Genomic DNA, 16,141 nt, shown 5'->3' with positions numbered 1-16,141 from the left:
TAGCTCTTTATCCGTGTTTATCGTGGCTTAGAGGGATGCAACAGCCCCAAACCAACATAATGGTTGATCCTGATGCCAAAAAAGCGCAACATAATACATATGTTATAACATAACAAATGAGGTAAGTATGAAAGCAGGTATTCATCCTGACTATCGCACGGTGGTATTTCATGATACCAGCGCAGATGTCTATTACAGGACGGGATCAACGATTAAAACCGATCGAACCATTGAACTGGAGGGGGTCAGCTACCCTTACGTCGCCATTGACGTTTCTTCGGCATCGCATCCCTATTACACCGGGAAGCAAAAAGAATATTCCAAAGAAGGCAGCACGGCGCGCTTCCAGCAGCGCTTTGGGAACTTCTTCAAGTAATCAGAGAGGGTTATTAAATGCAGGTGCTTAGTTCGCTGCGTTCAGCAAAAAATCGTCACAAAGACTGTATTGTGGTTCGCCGTCGTGGGCGAGTTTACGTTATATGCAAATCCAATCCGCGCTTTAAGGCTGTGCAAGGCGGAAAAAAAAGGAAAAAAGGTTAATCTTTCTCGACCCCATCCCGATACAGTCTATGTTATGACGTTAACAAGACTGTACGGGATGCACGCATGAAAAAACTTCTGAAACAATAAGATAACCTTCACCAACATACCTTATCCACTGACTAGTCTCTTCGCATTCCTTCTGCCATTTCTCATATTTTCAGATAGAAATAATTAAATCATCAGCAGCCAAGTTTATTCTATGCTCATTGTTACAACAAAAAATATGAGGATTAATCAAAATAAATAGCGGTGAAAACCTTACCTATTATCCGCGAATTTTACGAACGCTTTTGCTATAGTCATATATAGAATGACGTAAGCGTAACCAACATGGTATAGCTATACTTAAGGTTAAGTCATGATAGGTTGGTATTTACGACAACCCTATTTCGCGACATAGTAGAGAGTAGGAGGTACAAACATCTTTGTTGTCTCATTCATTGCTGAACAAATCACAATGGCTCAATGCTCTGTTTGTCACAACAGGAATACGAAACAGCGTTAACGTTTTATCTTGCAAGTTTCATCAGTCTACCTGTTTACCAGGTGTTAACCGCAGTAACACTGAATAACGGCTTAACGGAGGGATTGATATGGATGAGTACACACCAAAACATTATGATATTGCCCAACTCAGATTCTTATGTGAGAATCTGTGTGACGAAAGCATAGCAACGTTAGGCGATAGCAGTCACGGCTGGGTCAATGATCCAACATCTGCGATCAATATCCAATTAAATGAACTTATTGAGCATATCGCTACGTTTATTCTCACATTTAAAATAAAATACCCTAACGAAAGTGAGCTTTCAGAGCAGGTTGAAAAGTATTTGGATGATACTTACGTCTTGTTTAGCAACTATGGTATTAATGATGCTGAACTGCGGCGTTGGCAGAAGTCCAAAGCAAAATTATTCGGAATGTTCTCAGGGGAGAACGTCTGTACGCCTGCTAAAACTTAAGCAATAATTTATTTATATTTTTTAACCACCAGGTACTGTTTGCATAGGCCATTATGAAAAAAATCGACTATTTGATGCGTTTGCGTAAATGCACAACCATTGACACCCTCGAACGCGTTATTGAAAAAAACAAGTATGAACTTTCCAATGATGAACTGGAGATGTTCTTTTCCGCAGCCGATCATCGTCTGGCAGAACTGACGATGAACAAACTCTATGACAAAGTGCCGACTGCGGTATGGCGATACGTCCGTTAATTCCAACGAAACGTATACAAAAACTGACATTAAATACACTGTGCCGATAATATTATCGGCCTTTGTTTTTATTATCTTTTTAACGTATTAATTGAGTAAGACTTGTAACAAATTGTATTTTTAATATTAAGTAAAAATGAATTTTACTTCATACCACAACGCTTATTTACCCACCGTTTATCATTTATAACAACCGCATTGATAACATCACTAATAGTATATCCAGTGATGGAAACAGAGAATGTAATAATTGGCGCAATTATTACTCACCAGGTAAAGATGCACGGCATCCTTCAGAAGAAACAAAGATCGGCAAAACGGAAAGTGACGGAGCCATACTTATACGCTCCAGAGAGCGGACTTATGGCCGAAAATTGGCATATGACAAAAGCATGGGTTATGAACAGAAGATGAAACCTAACTGGCGATAACACGGCAAGATAAGGGCAGAAATGGTGGAGGCCCTGCCAGCTACATCCCGGCACACACGTCTCCTGCTGCGGCTGCTTCCTTCCGGACCTGACCGAATCCACAGGTTAGTGTTGCGGGAGAACCGACAGGGCCTCCATTGACGACTTTATAACCGCTAGCACATGATAACGACAGCGTGTCACAAAGCGGTGGGCATTATCGGTGATAGGATAGGCAATTGCAAGCTAGCGCAAACTAACCGTTGTTTTCTTACCCACCCTACTATGCCACTATGGCAGTCAATCGGTTTCGAAACAGCAGGAACATCCGCTGATGTCAGAAGAAAATGATAATTTCCGCCAGCGCGTTTTTCAAATCGTCGCGGCGATTCCTTATGGAAAAATAGCGACCTATGGCGACATTGCCCAGCTTGCCGATTCACCCAGAGCATCAAGGCAAGTCGGAGGAGTATTAAAACGCCTGCCGAAAGACAGCAAACTCCCCTGGCATCGGGTAATCAATCGTAAAGGTGAAATATCACTAGTCGGTGGCGACTATGTGCGCCAGAAATCAGCGCTGCAGGCGGAAGGGATTATTTTCAATCGTCAGGGAAAGATCGATCTTGCGAAATACCGCTGGCAATACGCGCCATAACGGCGCGTATGCAGCCTATGTTACCAGGTAGTCTGAGGTGCCACAGATGGCGCAGCAGGCTGCCCTTGAAGCATATGAGGGCTCTGATTCGCCGGGTTGGATAGCATTGATCCCTGATTCTGAGCCGGTAAAGGAACCGAGGCGACAGGCACCAGCACCAAATCGGCGTTATTTACGCCGTTGCTAATAACCGGCAAGACGTTCTCCGTCACCATCACGATGCGGTTATCGATTGCAATTGCTGCACTGAGTAAAATACGTGCGTTGGGCTGAATATCAGCCGGATTGTACGGTAGATCGAATTGGAAAGGTGCTTGCTTTCCTTCTGTGCGCATCACGCGCTGAGTAATGACTTTTGAAGGCGCATCTGCCAGCGATGCATCAGACACCGTAACGGTTAACACTGCGTTGTGAGGGAGTGCAATACGCTGACGAATATTCACCGTGCCGGTTACTGCCGGCATCGCAACAGCCGGGCGCTGTGAAGAAGCACTGGTGACAGGTGCGCCAGTTTGAGGAGAAACGCCATAATCACTCCTCTGTGCACATGCAGCCAGAGTCATCGATAACGTGATACCGCCTAAGATATGCCATAATTTCATTCGGTCAGTCTCCTTTATTATTGTCGGACTACCGGTATCAAAAACCGGCACTCATAAAGAGTATGATTCACCCAACACAATAATGATGGTGCAAAATTCTGATATTTTCATAAAAACCGCATATTTATTGCAGAAAGAAAGCCACAAATAGACATTTACACCTTATAAAACAAACAGATGCTTAGCTATTCTCATCCATTGGGGCCGATACCATGAGTCAACCACTACAACACCTTCTCGACCTCCTGCATTTAGAGAAGCTCGAAGAAGGGCTATTTCGCGGACAAAGCGATGATTTGGGGCTGCGCCAGGTCTTTGGCGGGCAAGTCGTAGGCCAGGCCATGTCAGCCGCCAAACAAACCGTTCCCGTCGAGCGCAACATTCACTCTTTCCACAGCTACTTTTTGCTGCCCGGCGACAGCCAGAAACCGATTATTTATGACGTTGAAAACCTGCGAGATGGCAACAGTTTCAGCGCCAGACGCGTCAGTGCCATCCAGAATGGTCGCCCTATCTTTTATATGACGGCCTCATTTCAAAGTCATGAAGAAGGGTTTGAGCACCAGAATGTGATGCCTGAGGTTCCACCGCCAGAAGCGCTGAAATCCGAGCAGGAAATCGCGCAGGATATGCAGCACCTCCTGCCGCCCCGCTTTCGCGATAAATTTATTCAGGCCAGCCCAATTGAGATGCGCCCGGTTAAATTCCATAACCCCTTAAAAGGCGAAGTGGATGAACCAGTACGACACGTTTGGTGCCGGGCCAGCGGCCCACTGCCGGATGACAAGCGTATTCACCAATACCTGCTTGGCTATACGTCTGACTGCAACTTCCTACTCACGGCTTTACAACCTCATGGCGTTGGCTTTTTGGAGCCGGGTATGCAGGTCGCCACGATTGATCACTCAATGTGGTTCCACCGCGATTTCCGGTTGGATGACTGGCTGCTCTACACCGTAGAAAGTACATCCGCATCCGGTGCTCGTGGCTTCGTACGTGGGCAGTTCTATACCCGAGAAGGCGTGCTGGTTGCATCCAGCGTACAGGAAGGGGTGATGCGCCGCCGCCAAGCGTAAGGATTGTGACAGCCTCATAACGTAAAACGGGCGTGGAGTTTCCTCCACGCCCGTTTGTTGCATTTGAACAAGCTCAATTATTGGTTGTAAGCGCTCTCGCCATGGCTGTTGACGTCCAGACCTTCGCGCTCTTGATCTTCCGGTACACGCAGGCCGACAATCATATCCGCCACTTTGAAGGCCACGAATGCCACCACGCCAGACCATACCAGAGCAACAATTACGCTAAATAACTGTACCCAAACCTGATGCGCCATCGTCACACCTTCTGCATAACCAGTACCACCCAGTGAAGCTGAAGTGAATACGCCAGTCAGGATACAGCCAACGATACCGCACACGCCGTGAACACCGAATACATCACAGGGGTCATCCACGCGCAGCCATCTTTTCAGTACCGTTACGCCCCACAGACCTGCGACACCGCCAGCCAGACCAATGATCAATGCACCACCGACGCCCACCGTACCCGCAGCTGGTGTGATTGCGACCAGACCCGCGATACAACCGGAACATGCACCCAGCAGAGAAGGCTTACCGCGCACCATCCACTCACCACCAACCCACGCCAGAATCGCAGCAGCAGTAGCGACAACCGTGTTCAGGAAAGCCAGAGCAGCAATACCGTTTGCGGCACCCGCAGAACCCGCGTTAAAGCCAAACCAGCCGATATACAGAATCGCTGTACCGATAAACACCATCGGCAGGTTATGTGGTTTGAAGGCTTCTTTGCCAAAACCAGCGCGTTTGCCCAGCAGGTAAGCACCAACCAACCCAGCAACCGCGGCGTTAATGTGAACCACCGTACCACCCGCGAAGTCCAACGCGCCATCCAATGCCAGATAACCACCGCCCCACACCATGTGCGTCATCGGCAGGTAGGAGAACGTCAGCCACAGCGCAACGAAAATCAGTACAGCAGAGAAACGGATACGTTCAGCAATCGCCCCAACAATCAGCGCAACGGTGATGCAGGCAAAGGAAGCCTGATACGCCACGTGTACAAATTGATAGTAGGTGCCGCTAATCGATTCAATCCCGATGCCTTTCAGCATAAACGTACTGAAGCCACCGAAGAAGGCATTACCTTCGCTGAAAGCCAGGCTATATCCATAAACCACCCACAGGATACAAACCATCGCGAATGTTACGCTCACCTGCGTCATCATGGACAGAACGTTTTTGGAACGAATCAGGCCGCCGTAAAACAGTGCGATGCCCGGTATAGTCATAAAAAGTACCAGCGCGGTACAAATCATAATAAAAGCGTTATCCGCTTTATCAATCGTCGGTGTTGCAGCCATTGCCCAGGACGGGAGTAATGCCGCCACACCGAGACCTAATGAAGAGAGTAATTTTTTCATTTTCATCCATCCCTATTTACGTATCTACGCTAGGTGTTGTTAAAGTGCGGCTTCGTCAGTTTCACCCGTACGAATACGGATAACTCTTTGCAACTCGGCGACAAAAATTTTGCCATCACCAATTTTTCCGGTGTACGCCGCTTTGCTGATAACATCGATCACTTCATCCAATTGGTCGTCTGCAATCGCGATATCAATTTTTACTTTGGGTAAAAAGTTAACGCTATATTCTGCACCACGGTAGAGTTCCGCGTGCCCCTTCTGACGACCAAATCCTTTCACCTCAGTGACGGTGAGCCCCTGGATGCCGACAGAAGATAACGCTTCACGAACATCTTCCAGCTTGAATGGTTTTATCACCACAGTAACCAGTTTCATTTGTCTTCCCCCTAGCCATTACGTTCAGGCTTTCGCCCGTCACTTGTTCGATTACACGCTCTATGAAGTAGGTCTACGTCATGACTAAAGCAAAGGGTGTGCCATAAATGATTTATCTGGCATAAATCAGGAAAGAGAACGCGTTTAAAGATGAGAAAGGACAAAAAGCAAACATAACGAGGAAGAAGGACTGGAAGAATTGGGCAAGAATTGCACCATTTTGGTGCGAAAAGAGTATTTTCAGTGCAGCGTGGGTCAAAACCGGAATCACGATGCTTAATGATGGTGCGAAGCCATGAGCAGACTGTCAGTCTGCACCACTCAAAGCGGTGCAGACCATCGTATGACCTATAATCGAGTCAGGCAATGCAAGGCTCGGTGCTGGTGGCAGCAAGATCCTCTCCGGCCAGTTGCAATTGATACATCTGATAATAGCGCCCCTGCTGTTGCAGCAGTTGCTCATGCGTTCCCCGCTCAACGGTTTGCCCATGATGAAGCACCATGATCGTGTCGGCCTCAACGATGGTAGAGAGCCGATGCGCGATGATAATCAAGGTTGTCTGTTCCCTGATGATACGCAACGCCTTTTGCACCGCCTGTTCCGTACCCGAGTCAATATTCGCCGTCGCTTCATCAAGAATCAGAATTTTAGGCGTTTGCACCAGTACCCGCGCGATCGCTAACAGCTGCTTTTGTCCGGTAGACAAATTATTCCCCTGCTCACCAACGCGCGTATGCAATCCTTCAGGGAAAGTCCGCACCAGCTCAGCCAGCTGTACGACCTCCAACACGCGCCAGACGGCCTCTTCGCTGATATCACGCCCCAGCGTCACATTCACAAACATGGACTCCGCCAGCACAACCGGATCCTGCTGCACCATTGCCACATTTTGGCGCAACACCGCATGAGAGAGCGTAGAAAGCGGCCGGCCATCGAGCCGAATTTCTCCTTCGTCCGGCGTGTAATATCCCATCAGCAAACTGGCCAGGGTGCTTTTTCCGCTGCCCGTATGCCCGACCAACGCGACGAACCCGCGCTCTGGTATCGTCAGAGAAATATGCTGTAGTACGCGTTTTTCGGTGCCATACGAGAAAGAAACATCGTCAATATCGACACGCCCGGTAGCCAGCGGACGCTCATCGTCGCCGTAGCCCTGCTTTGTCCCATCCATCAACTCAAAGATACGCTCACCCGCAACAACCGCCTGCTGCAACATAGACTGCTGGGTTGTCAGTTCAATCAGCGGTTCATTCAGACGCCCCAAATAGTTGATAAACGCATACAAAACCCCGACGCCAACCGATCCCATCGAACTGAAACCAAATTGGATCAACAACCCACACAGCACCATCGCAGCAAACAGGCTCAGCAGTGGCCGCAGCAGGAATCCTTCCAGACGCAACGCCTTCATTCGTGCGTCATAATGCGCGTGGCTGGAGGCTCCCAGTTTCTTGCCAAAGCGAGCCTGCTGGCGGAACTGCTGAATGACGCCCATGCCATTAATCACTTCGTTGAAACCATCATTAATGTCGGCCAGGTAGCTTCGAACCTTGCGCACAATCGGCGTACTGAAACGATGGTACAGCGCCATGACCACCGCGACCGCAGGGAAAATCATCAGTGCAATCAGCGCCATCTGCCAGTTCAGACTGAACATCGCCACCAGCATCGCCCCCACCAGCGCCGCACTGCGTAATACCGTTGACACCACCATGACGTACAGATCTTTAACGACCTCGGTGTCATTGGTGACGCGTGAAATCAGTTGCCCAACGGGTTGCGTATCGAATGTGCTCAGCGGCTGGCGCAACGCCGCATCCATCACATCAATGCGCAGTTGTTGGACGACGCCGACCGCAACGCGGTTAAACAACAGCGTCTGAAAATAGTGCAGCAGTGCCGCCAGCATTTGCAGCAGGATGTAGGCCATCGCCAGGCCCGCCGCAATCGCCAGCGGAAATTCGCCTTTAGCCACCAGATCATCAATAAAATAACTCACCAATATAGGGCCAGAAACTTCTGCGGCCGCAGCAACCCATAACATCACGACACCGGACAGCAGCGGTTTTCGCCAAGGTGAACCATAGGACAACAGGCGTTTCAGCGTTGGCCAAAACTGTTGAGGGCTATTCATTTCTTGCTCCTTCCGCCTGCGGTACCTCATCCAGCGCCGCCTCAAGCTGTTGATAGCGGTACATATCCCGATACCAGCCAGGCTCTGCGGCCAGCGTCCGGTGTGTGCCGCGCTGCACCGCTTGTCCTTGCTGCAACACCACGATTTCATTCGCTTCCGTGAGGGCTGACAGGCGATGTGCGCTGATGATCAACGTCCGTTTTTCGCCCCATGTTTTCAGATTCTGCAAAATCTGGTGCTCCGTTCGCCCATCCACCGCAGACAGCGCATCGTCCAGCACCAGAATTTCAGCGTCCAGCAGCAGCGCACGGGCAATCGCGATCCGCTGTTTTTGACCGCCAGATAACATCACACCGCGCTCACCCACCTCAGTTTGGTAACCTTGAGGCAAACGCAGAATATCGTCATGAACGCTGGCAAGACGCGCCGCCTGTTCAATCTCTTGTTGCGTCGCCTCAGGTCGACCCAGTGCGATGTTTTGCGCCACCGTGTCCGAAAACAGAAAAGGCATTTGCCCAACAACGGCAAAACGGCTTCGTAGCTCGTCCAGCCGAATAGCATTCAGCGGGCGATCGTGATAACGAATCTCTCCCGACTGGGTATCGAAATGACGCAAAATCAACGCCAGCAGCGTACTTTTCCCCGACCCTGTCGGCCCACATAATCCCAACATATTGCCCGGAGACAGCGTAAACTGAATATGCTGTAAGGCATCGCGGGTATTATCCGGGTAGCGAAACGCGGAGATGTTCACCGCCAACACGCCCCGCTCCGCAGGCAATGATTCTTCACCGTCTTTCACCACGAGTTCTTCCGCCAGTAACTGACGAATACGGCTATATGCCGCGCTACCGCGTTCAACAATGTTAAACATCCAGGCCAGCGCCAACATCGGCCATATCATCAATCCCAGATACATGACAAAGCTGGTCAACAAGCCTAACGTCAGCGAACCGTTAATCACCATCCAACTGCCGCCACCAATCGCCAGCAAATTCGAAAGCCCGACAGCGATATAAATAGTGGGATCGAAGCGGGCATCAACGCGGGCGACGTGCATGTTTTTGGCACCTGCCTCTGCCGCAACCTGTGCAAAACGCGCAGATTGATAGTTTTCCAACCCAAAGGCTTTAATCATGCGAATGCTGGTCAAGCTTTCCTGCGCCTGATCGTTAAGCGAAGAAAAAGCAGCCTGTGCGGATTTAAAACGGTTATGCAACTGCGTGCCGTAGCGCTTGATGAAAATCGCCATAAATGGCATAGGAAGCAACGCCAGCAGAGTGAGTTCCCAACTGATCTGCGTACACATGACAACCAGTACCGCACAGCCCATCACCATCGAATCGACCAGCGTCAGTACACCTTCTCCGGCGGCAAAAACCACGCGATCGACATCGTTGGTGGCTCGCGCCATCAGATCGCCGGTACGATGACGCTGGTAAAACGCCGGATGCTGGCGACTCAATTGGCGGTAAAAATCTTCCCGTAGCTCAACCGCCAGTTGGTATGAAGCACCGAACAGGAACACGCGCCACACGTAGCGCAGCAGGTAGACCATGACGGCGGTCAGCAGCATCACGCCAATCCACTTCATCATTTCGGTCATCGACATGCCGTGTTGCGTCACACCATCGACGATCACGCCAACCAGTTTAGGAGGAAGCAATTGCAGAATGGCAATCACAATCAATAGCGCAATGGCACCCAGATAGCGGCGCCATTCACGGCGAAAATACCAACTCAGTTGAGCAAACAGTCTCACGCGGTTTTCATTCCAATAGCCAGACGGGTCATGACAGACTCAGAAAAGTGATTATACAAAAGACGGATGGATGATGAATCACAGGGATAAAGGCAGAGCCGTGGTGTGTTTGATTCGTTCCATAGCAAAGCTAGATGTTACATCGACCAAACCGGGAATACCATTCACCAGCCGCTTATAGAAATCATCATAGCTTTTCATATCAGCAACCTGAACCTGCATCAGGTAATCGTATTCGCCAGCCATGCGATAAAAAGCCAACACTTCAGGCATATCGGACACGACACGAGTGAAGGTCTGATACCAGTCGCGGTTGTGCTGCTGCGTCTTCAATAAGACGAACGCCGTCAGCCCTAGTCCCAGACGCTCATTATCCAGCAGCGCCACCCGAGCTCGGATAATCCCTTCTTCTTCCAGACGCTTCAGGCGTTTCCAGCACGGCGTGGATGTCAGATTAACCGCATCGGCCAGCGTCTGTAGCGAAAGCGTGCAATCCTGTTGCAACATATTCAGCAGAGTGCGATCAATTTTATCCAACATAGTTTTTACCTGATTAGTTTTTACCTGATATAGCTTTACCACTATAGCGCTGCGCGATAGAAAACTTTCCCTACTTTCCGCCATTAAGAGAGAAAAGCAATGTTCTTGCCGTTTAAAGCCACGCTAATAGCATTATTGGCACCATCGGCATGCGATGGACTTCGTTGCACAGGCCCTGCTGTCGCCATGATGTTGGAGGTAGCAATTTACCCGCGCCTTATATAGTAAAATCATCCCCAAAAAAACCATTAAGGAGTAAAATATTTCCCCAAAAACCCCATTAAGAGATAAAAAGGTAATTTTTTTATCCTAAAAACTCGTTACTCTATTCACATCACTGTCTAACCGAGTTTTCATCATGACCAATGTCTGGGTTAAAAATGCCATCAGCGCTATCGAAGCAGATTTTCAGCGTTCGGCTGATACGCATCTTATCCGTTTGACCCTGCCGGATTACCCCGGTATCTATTTTTACCTCAAAGATGAAAGCACACATCCCAGCGGCAGCCTGAAGCATCGTCTGGCGCGTTCTTTGTTTCTCTATGGGCTGTGCAACGGTTGGATTAAAGAAGGCACGCCGATTATCGAAGCATCATCCGGCAGTACCGCCGTGTCAGAGGCGTATTTTGCCCGCTTGCTTGGCCTGCCGTTTATCGCCGTCATGCCCTCCTGCACGGCAAAAAGAAAAGTTGAGCAAATCGCGTTCTATGGTGGACGCTGCCATTTTGTCGAACAGGCAGGACAAATCTATGCGGCATCTGAACAGCTCGCACAAGAGATGAACGGCCATTATATGGATCAGTTCACTTACGCAGAACGTGCCACCGACTGGCGCGGCAACAACAATATTGCTAACAGCATTTACCGCCAAATGGCACGTGAACCGTATCCTGTTCCAGACTATATCGTGATGAGCGCAGGAACTGGCGGCACCTCAGCCACACTCGGGCGCTACATTCGCTATCAGGGTCTGGATACGCAACTGGTCGTCGTCGATCCTGAAAATTCTGTCTTTTACGACTGCTACCAGCAGCGGGATCGTTCCATCACGGGTCCGTGCGGTAGCCGGATAGAAGGTATTGGCCGTCCGCGTGCCGAACCTTCTTTTATTCCTGACGTCATTGATAGCATGATCAAAGTGCCGGATGCCGCCAGCATCGCCACACTTTACTGGCTGGAAAGCGTATTAGGTCGCAAGGCAGGCGCCTCTACCGGCACCAACGTCTGGGGCATGTTGCAACTGGCCAAAGAAATGATGAGCCGTGGTCAAAAAGGGGCGATTGTGACCCTACTCTGCGACAGCGGTGAACGCTATCTGGATACCTATTACAACAGCAGTTGGGTAGAAAAAAACATCGGCGACATTCGCCCTTACCTCAATGCGCTGAACAGCCCAGAGATGTCCCCTCTCATATCTGAACCCAGCCTGGCGTAAGGCCGACATATTCAGCATGCAGCCGCGGCGCTGAATACGAGCCATTTTTCAGGTAACATGCTTTTTCAGATAACATGTTTTTTCAGATAACATTGCTTTCTAAACAGAATTGCTTTCCAGATAACATGGCGACGTTACACCGCACTGCATGACAGACGTACTGCGGTTAGCGTCGCGTTAAGGTGAATGAAGAATGAAGCGTGCTGTGGTCGTTTTTAGCGGTGGACAAGATTCCACAACCTGCCTGATTCAGGCCCTGCAACATTATGATGACGTCCACTGCATCACCTTCGATTATGGACAGCGTCACCGTGCGGAAATTGATATCGCCCAAGAACTCAGCCTGAAGCTGGGTGCAACGGCGCATAAGGTTCTGGACGTAGGCTTACTGAATGAGCTCGCCACCAGCAGCCTGACGCGCGACAGTATCCCGGTTCCTGATTACGACGCCAATGCGCAAGGCATCCCCAATACCTTCGTTCCAGGAAGAAATATTCTTTTCCTGACGCTCGCCTCAATCTACGCCTATCAGGTTGGTGCCGAGACTGTCATTACTGGCGTGTGTGAGACCGACTTTTCCGGCTACCCTGATTGTCGCAACGAATTCGTGAAGGCGCTAAATCAGGCTATTGTATTAGGCATTGCCCGCGACATTCGCTTTGAAACCCCGCTGATGTGGCTCAATAAAGCAGAAACCTGGGCGCTGGCGGATTACTACCAGCAACTCGATACGGTGCGCTATCACACGTTAACTTGCTACAACGGCATTAAGGGTGATGGATGTGGCCAATGTGCCGCCTGCCATTTACGCGCGAATGGTCTTGCTCAATATCAAAACGACTCCGCGGCCGTGATGGCATCACTGAAGCAGAAAACAGGGTTACGCTGATACGCCACAACACAACATCACGCGACGTAAAAACCGTAGTCCACGCCAAACAGCAATAGCCTGCGGTTTTATGTTAACGGCGAATTCCGTTTAGGTGTTCCAGCAGTTCTCCCTCCAGCGGCAGCGCTTTTTGCGTCAATAAATCGATGCAGACAAACGTCAGCGTGGCATCAGTCACGTCGCTTTCATCCGCTACGCGGGTTATCTTCTGACTGATCACGCCACTTTTCGTATTTATCTGTATCAGTTCGCTATCAATGCGCAGTACATCACCGAGCACGGCAGGCTTGCGGTAGTTGATATTAATATTCACCACAACGAAAGCGATTTTGTTGCGATGCATCCAGCCAAAAGCGGGCTGGGTTTCCAACCATTGCCAACGCGCTTCTTCCAGAAACTCCAGATAACGCGCGTTATTAACGTGCTGATAAACATCAATGTGATAGCCACGAACGGTAATTAACGTCTGCATAGCGGGAATACTCCTGTGACAAAACCAACAACTGGTATGACCTGACAATTAGCCTAGCAGAGGTTCGCAGCTCAGAGAAAGTGCTCGACTGAGCTGCGACTGATATCACAGTTTTAAAGACATCACGGGCTTAAAAAATCACAGTTTTAAACGAGAGAGATTGCGCTCGACCAACGCCGCCCCAATTCCCGGTACCTCCGTTAGCTGATCTACCTGAGTAAAAGGGCCATTTTGCTCGCGGTAGTTAACTATCGCTTCCGCCTTTTTCAGACCGACACCGTTCATGATGTCTGCCAACTCGGCAGCACTCGCTGCATTAATACTTACCTTATCCTCGTCGGCATCAGGAAGCGTCGATTTTTCCACTTTCTGATCCGCTGGCGCAGACTTTACTGCCGTCGACGTGCTGTCGGCGGCTTTAGGTGCCGCCTGAACCAGTAATGGCAACCCAGATAAACTCATTCCAATAATTAAGCACAGTGCTTTTATTCCTGATTTTTTCATGCTGTTTCCTCCATGTGTGTGACAGCACGACTACCTTGCCGCAGAGCAATCAACACCGCAAACAGCAGAATTTAAATGTGGAAAAGGCCGCGAAAGCGGCCTTTAGTTGTTGCAACAGTTTGCAAATTTTTGCGGGGCTTATTGTTGTTCCTGCGCCGCATTGCCCATCTTGATTTTCGCTTCACTACGCAAGCTGGACAGCAGAGAATCAAACAGCGCCCCCAGTGAACCTTGCTGAACCTGGCTGGCAAACTGTGTTTTCTGCTCATCATTTAGCTGATGTGGCGTCACGCTATCCAGCGCGACCAGTACGACGTTGCCAGCTTGATCCTGAGTAATCGCATAAGACGGCTTATCCTTCTCTGGATGTGGCATAGCAAAAATCGCTTCAGCCGTTGCATCACCCTGAGAGACCGAAGACATCGTTTTTGCTTCGCTAAAGCTCAACCCTGCTGCTTTCAGCGCGTCGTCTTTACCTTGCTTCAACTCAGCCAGAATTTTTTCAGCGTCGATACGAGCCTGCTGTTCAGCCTTCTGACGTTTTAATGTCTCTACGATCTCGGGACGAACCTGATCAAGAGGACGAGTGCTTTCAGGCTTGTGCTCAGTGATGCGCAAAACGAAAGCACGGTCACCGTCAACGTTAATCACATCGGAGTTATTGCCCGCTGCACCGTTTTCTCCAAGCAGCGCACCGCTAAAGATAGCCTGCGTTACCGGTTGGAAGTTCAGCGCAGCAGGAACCTTCTCACGCGTAAACCAGTCGGTCTGTGTGGCTTTCACACCAGCCGCTTCTTCTGCTGAAGCCAGAGATTCGTTGTCATTGCTGGCCGCTTCGCTGACTTTTTGTTGCAACGCATAATAGCCATCCTGCGCTTTCTCATGCTTCACTTTCTCAGCGATTTCAGCACGCACTTCGCTCAGCGGTTTGATCTGCTGCGGCTGAATATCATCCAGACGCACAATCAGATAGCCAACAGAGGATTTAATGGCTCCGGAAACCTGACCTTTCTCCGTCAGTTTTGCCTGCTTCAGCTCATCAATCATGCTGTTTTCGTCCATCCATCCCAGATCGCCACCATTGCGGCGCGAGATGATGTCCGTTGATTTTTCTTTCGCCAGCGTAGCGAAATCACTACCTTGCTTCAGCGCATCCAGAACAGACGTTGCATCGGCCTCATTCTTCACCTGAATGACGCTGAATTTTTTGCGCTCAGGTTGGGAGTAGTCGTTCTTATTCTGTTCGTAGAAATCGTTGATGGCCGCATCGTCTACTTTCACGCTATCCATGATGCTTGCCGCATCCAGCCCGATATAGCTGACTTTGAATTCTTCCGGCGCGATGAAATTGCCTTTGTTCTGATCGTAATAGCTCTGAACTTCATCGTCAGCAACCATCTGGGCTTTCGCCTTCGCAGCAATATCAATGGTTGCCAAACGGACAACGCGATCTTGTGCAGCCAGTTTCACCAGATTATCGATCTCCTGCGGCAGCAGGAATGATGTATTGCCAAAACCGCGGATCAGCTGCTGTGATGTCAGTTGCTTACGCAGCATCTGAGCATACATATCCGGTGTTACACCAAGACGACGAACTTGATCCAGATACTTTTCATTATCAAAACGGTTGTTTGTCTGAAACGCGGGAACGTCAAAGATTGCCTGTTTGATTTGCTCATCACTGATGTTCAGCCCCAACTTGTTGGCATACTGATCCAACAAGGTTTCATCAATGAGTTGGGAGAGTGCCTGCCTACGCAATTGCTGCATGTAACCGTCATTGCTCGCCAGAAGAGAGAAATTCTCACCCAAGGCTTCCTGCTGACGACTGCGTTCGTTCTGTACCGCCTGCTCAAGCTGTGCGCGGGTAATTTCCTGCCCGTTCACCTTTGCCGCGTAATCTCCTGAACCACCAATAAGATAATCACCAACGCCAGTTAGAACGAATGATGCGATGATCAAAGCAAGAATAATTTTGAGCACGACGTTATTTGCGGCCGTACGTAAATTGTCCATCATAATGTGACAACACTCCGCTGTAGAATGGATAAAACTCCCTGCGCTGGCCGAAGCCATGCATCCTTGCGATTGCTATAGCCCATACAAGGCTAGGGCGCACTTAAGCTTATTGCCCGCCACGTTCTGCCATGTGTCGGG

Annotated in this window: 17 protein-coding genes and 1 other RNA gene; 8 read left to right on the top strand and 10 right to left on the bottom strand. The window is 49.6% G+C overall.

The features are described from left to right. Positions 1 to 127: 127 nt before the first annotated feature. The 4 genes from NAL19_RS05310 to NAL19_RS05295 all read left to right on the top strand — a co-directional run bounded on the left by NAL19_RS05310 (position 128) and on the right by NAL19_RS05295 (position 1,762). Positions 128 to 376, top strand: coding sequence for a type B 50S ribosomal protein L31 (locus NAL19_RS05310; protein WP_225087236.1), 249 nt, complete (start codon positions 128 to 130; stop codon positions 374 to 376). A 17-nt stretch (positions 377 to 393) separates the two neighbouring features. Continuing rightward, entirely contained in the window at positions 394 to 540 is a 147-nt protein-coding gene (gene ykgO, locus NAL19_RS05305) for a type B 50S ribosomal protein L36 (protein ID WP_263058991.1), read from the top strand. 596 nt (positions 541 to 1,136) lie between these two features. Then, positions 1,137 to 1,505 (top strand): Hha toxicity modulator TomB, encoded by a 369-nt coding sequence (gene tomB / locus NAL19_RS05300; RefSeq protein ID WP_263058990.1) that lies wholly within the window; start codon positions 1,137 to 1,139, stop codon positions 1,503 to 1,505. 53 nt (positions 1,506 to 1,558) lie between these two features. Beyond that, a complete protein-coding gene (locus NAL19_RS05295; protein ID WP_005976087.1) occupies positions 1,559 to 1,762 on the top strand; it encodes an HHA domain-containing protein in 204 nt (67 codons plus the stop codon). A 462-nt stretch (positions 1,763 to 2,224) separates the two neighbouring features. On the opposite strand, the gene ffs is transcribed toward NAL19_RS05295, so the two are convergent. Next, positions 2,225 to 2,321, bottom strand: an RNA gene (gene ffs, locus NAL19_RS05290) — signal recognition particle sRNA small type. Positions 2,322 to 2,506: 185 nt separating this feature from the next. Here ffs and NAL19_RS05285 point away from each other — a divergent pair. Continuing rightward, a complete protein-coding gene (locus tag NAL19_RS05285) occupies positions 2,507 to 2,827 on the top strand; it encodes an MGMT family protein (RefSeq protein WP_015839360.1) in 321 nt (106 codons plus the stop codon). A gap of 20 nt (positions 2,828 to 2,847) precedes the next feature. On the opposite strand, the gene NAL19_RS05280 is transcribed toward NAL19_RS05285, so the two are convergent. After that, positions 2,848 to 3,429: a YbaY family lipoprotein gene (locus tag NAL19_RS05280; RefSeq protein ID WP_225087235.1), complete on the bottom strand. Its 582-nt coding sequence runs from the start codon at positions 3,427 to 3,429 to the stop codon at positions 2,848 to 2,850. A 212-nt stretch (positions 3,430 to 3,641) separates the two neighbouring features. On the opposite strand from NAL19_RS05280, the gene tesB reads away from it, so the two are divergent. Then, complete coding sequence (tesB, locus tag NAL19_RS05275) at positions 3,642 to 4,505, top strand: acyl-CoA thioesterase II (protein WP_263058986.1); 864 nt, start codon at positions 3,642 to 3,644, stop codon at positions 4,503 to 4,505. A 77-nt stretch (positions 4,506 to 4,582) separates the two neighbouring features. Here tesB and amtB read toward each other — a convergent pair whose 3' ends face one another. The 5 genes from amtB to NAL19_RS05250 form a co-directional block, all read right to left on the bottom strand. After that, positions 4,583 to 5,869, bottom strand: coding sequence for an ammonium transporter AmtB (amtB, locus tag NAL19_RS05270; protein WP_225087233.1), 1,287 nt, complete (start codon positions 5,867 to 5,869; stop codon positions 4,583 to 4,585). Between the two features lie 39 nt (positions 5,870 to 5,908). After that, a complete protein-coding gene (gene glnK, locus NAL19_RS05265) occupies positions 5,909 to 6,247 on the bottom strand; it encodes a P-II family nitrogen regulator (RefSeq protein ID WP_002208627.1) in 339 nt (112 codons plus the stop codon). Positions 6,248 to 6,606: 359 nt separating this feature from the next. Next, on the bottom strand, positions 6,607 to 8,382 hold the full coding sequence (locus NAL19_RS05260) for a SmdB family multidrug efflux ABC transporter permease/ATP-binding protein (RefSeq protein ID WP_225087232.1): 1,776 nt from the start codon (positions 8,380 to 8,382) through the stop codon (positions 6,607 to 6,609). Then, positions 8,375 to 10,144 (bottom strand): SmdA family multidrug ABC transporter permease/ATP-binding protein, encoded by a 1,770-nt coding sequence (locus tag NAL19_RS05255; protein WP_225087231.1) that lies wholly within the window; start codon positions 10,142 to 10,144, stop codon positions 8,375 to 8,377. The genes NAL19_RS05260 and NAL19_RS05255 overlap by 8 nt, the downstream gene beginning before the upstream one ends. Before the next feature lie 78 nt (positions 10,145 to 10,222). Continuing rightward, entirely contained in the window at positions 10,223 to 10,684 is a 462-nt protein-coding gene (locus NAL19_RS05250; protein ID WP_005976040.1) for an Lrp/AsnC family transcriptional regulator, read from the bottom strand. Positions 10,685 to 11,042: 358 nt separating this feature from the next. Here NAL19_RS05250 and NAL19_RS05245 point away from each other — a divergent pair, with 358 nt between their 5' ends. Together NAL19_RS05245 and queC are read left to right on the top strand one after the other, a co-directional pair. Continuing rightward, the gene (locus NAL19_RS05245) at positions 11,043 to 12,119 is read left to right on the top strand and encodes a PLP-dependent cysteine synthase family protein (RefSeq protein WP_317630306.1); all 1,077 of its coding nucleotides are present in this window, start codon (positions 11,043 to 11,045) and stop codon (positions 12,117 to 12,119) included. Between the two features lie 193 nt (positions 12,120 to 12,312). After that, positions 12,313 to 13,008, top strand: a complete 696-nt coding sequence (queC, locus tag NAL19_RS05240) for a 7-cyano-7-deazaguanine synthase QueC (RefSeq protein WP_263058949.1) — start codon at positions 12,313 to 12,315, stop codon at positions 13,006 to 13,008. A gap of 73 nt (positions 13,009 to 13,081) precedes the next feature. Here queC and NAL19_RS05235 read toward each other — a convergent pair whose 3' ends face one another. From NAL19_RS05235 to ppiD, 3 genes are all read right to left on the bottom strand, one after another. Beyond that, positions 13,082 to 13,480: an acyl-CoA thioesterase gene (locus tag NAL19_RS05235; protein ID WP_263058948.1), complete on the bottom strand. Its 399-nt coding sequence runs from the start codon at positions 13,478 to 13,480 to the stop codon at positions 13,082 to 13,084. 138 nt (positions 13,481 to 13,618) lie between these two features. Next, positions 13,619 to 13,984, bottom strand: coding sequence for a ComEA family DNA-binding protein (locus NAL19_RS05230; protein ID WP_263058947.1), 366 nt, complete (start codon positions 13,982 to 13,984; stop codon positions 13,619 to 13,621). Between the two features lie 138 nt (positions 13,985 to 14,122). Further along, the gene (gene ppiD, locus NAL19_RS05225; protein ID WP_263058946.1) at positions 14,123 to 16,003 is read right to left on the bottom strand and encodes a peptidylprolyl isomerase; all 1,881 of its coding nucleotides are present in this window, start codon (positions 16,001 to 16,003) and stop codon (positions 14,123 to 14,125) included. Positions 16,004 to 16,141 lie beyond the last annotated feature (138 nt).

Source organism: Pectobacterium sp. F1-1 (genome assembly GCF_025643735.1).
Taxonomy (GTDB): domain Bacteria; phylum Pseudomonadota; class Gammaproteobacteria; order Enterobacterales; family Enterobacteriaceae; genus Pectobacterium; species Pectobacterium colocasium.
This window is presented reverse-complemented; position numbering and strand designations above follow the sequence as displayed.

Bases quoted from the DNA above. Each gene is read 5' to 3' on its own strand.
- NAL19_RS05285 (WP_015839360.1), top strand. From the start codon at position 2,507: ATGTCAGAAGAAAATGATAATTTCCGCCAGCGCGTTTTTCAAATCGTC.
- glnK (WP_002208627.1), bottom strand. From the start codon at position 6,247: ATGAAACTGGTTACTGTGGTGATAAAACCATTCAAGCTGGAAGATGTT.
- NAL19_RS05235 (WP_263058948.1), bottom strand. From the start codon at position 13,480: ATGCAGACGTTAATTACCGTTCGTGGCTATCACATTGATGTTTATCAG.
- ppiD (WP_263058946.1), bottom strand. From the start codon at position 16,003: ATGATGGACAATTTACGTACGGCCGCAAATAACGTCGTGCTCAAAATT.
- NAL19_RS05280 (WP_225087235.1), bottom strand. From the start codon at position 3,429: ATGAAATTATGGCATATCTTAGGCGGTATCACGTTATCGATGACTCTG.
- tomB (WP_263058990.1), top strand. From the start codon at position 1,137: ATGGATGAGTACACACCAAAACATTATGATATTGCCCAACTCAGATTC.
- queC (WP_263058949.1), top strand. From the start codon at position 12,313: ATGAAGCGTGCTGTGGTCGTTTTTAGCGGTGGACAAGATTCCACAACC.
- tesB (WP_263058986.1), top strand. From the start codon at position 3,642: ATGAGTCAACCACTACAACACCTTCTCGACCTCCTGCATTTAGAGAAG.
- ykgO (WP_263058991.1), top strand. From the start codon at position 394: ATGCAGGTGCTTAGTTCGCTGCGTTCAGCAAAAAATCGTCACAAAGAC.
- NAL19_RS05260 (WP_225087232.1), bottom strand. From the start codon at position 8,382: ATGAATAGCCCTCAACAGTTTTGGCCAACGCTGAAACGCCTGTTGTCC.
- NAL19_RS05250 (WP_005976040.1), bottom strand. From the start codon at position 10,684: ATGTTGGATAAAATTGATCGCACTCTGCTGAATATGTTGCAACAGGAT.
- NAL19_RS05295 (WP_005976087.1), top strand. From the start codon at position 1,559: ATGAAAAAAATCGACTATTTGATGCGTTTGCGTAAATGCACAACCATT.
- NAL19_RS05310 (WP_225087236.1), top strand. From the start codon at position 128: ATGAAAGCAGGTATTCATCCTGACTATCGCACGGTGGTATTTCATGAT.
- NAL19_RS05230 (WP_263058947.1), bottom strand. From the start codon at position 13,984: ATGAAAAAATCAGGAATAAAAGCACTGTGCTTAATTATTGGAATGAGT.
- NAL19_RS05245 (WP_317630306.1), top strand. From the start codon at position 11,043: ATGACCAATGTCTGGGTTAAAAATGCCATCAGCGCTATCGAAGCAGAT.
- amtB (WP_225087233.1), bottom strand. From the start codon at position 5,869: ATGAAAAAATTACTCTCTTCATTAGGTCTCGGTGTGGCGGCATTACTC.